The 566-nt window shown below is 50.7% G+C and carries 1 protein-coding gene; it reads left to right on the forward strand.

All coding sequences use genetic code 11. From position 1 onward, the window contains the following. Positions 1–547, forward strand: a 547-nt coding sequence (locus ACFC20_RS17750; protein WP_375194137.1) for a winged helix-turn-helix domain-containing protein, incomplete at its 5' end; no start/stop codon positions are given. Between the last annotated feature and the right edge of the window lie 19 nt (positions 548–566).

The raw sequence follows: 566 nt of genomic DNA on the forward strand, positions 1-566 counted from the left end.
TTACGAAGCCATCATCATGGACCGCATGCTTCCGGGAGGCATCGACGGACTGAGTATCATTGAAGCTCTTCGAAAAACGGGCAATAACGTTCCGATCTTGATTCTCAGCGCCATGGCAGAGGTCGATGATCGGATTAAAGGACTGCAGAGTGGCGGAGACGATTACCTGATCAAGCCGTTCTCGTTTGGTGAACTATTGGCCCGTGTGGAAGCTATCATCCGGAGATCCAGGGAGCTGACCGAGAGAACGTATCTCGTGGTCGGTAACTTGCACATGGACATCATGAAGCACAAGGTCTACCGGGACGGAAAGGCAATATTGCTTCAACCGCGGGAATTTCACCTTCTCGAGTATCTGATGCGTCATGCGAACAAAGTGGTCACACGCACGATGCTCTTAGAGAATGTCTGGGATTACGATTTTGATCCGCAGACCAACGTGGTCGACGTGCACATCAGCAAGTTACGGCAGAAACTAGATATCGACTCACTGCCGCCCATGCTCAAGACTATTCGAAACGCCGGCTACATGCTTACCGATGAATAGGCTCTTTAAGTTCTCCGCT

This window comes from Marinobacter sp., assembly GCF_041984545.1.
Classification (GTDB): Bacteria; Pseudomonadota; Gammaproteobacteria; order Pseudomonadales; family Oleiphilaceae; genus Marinobacter.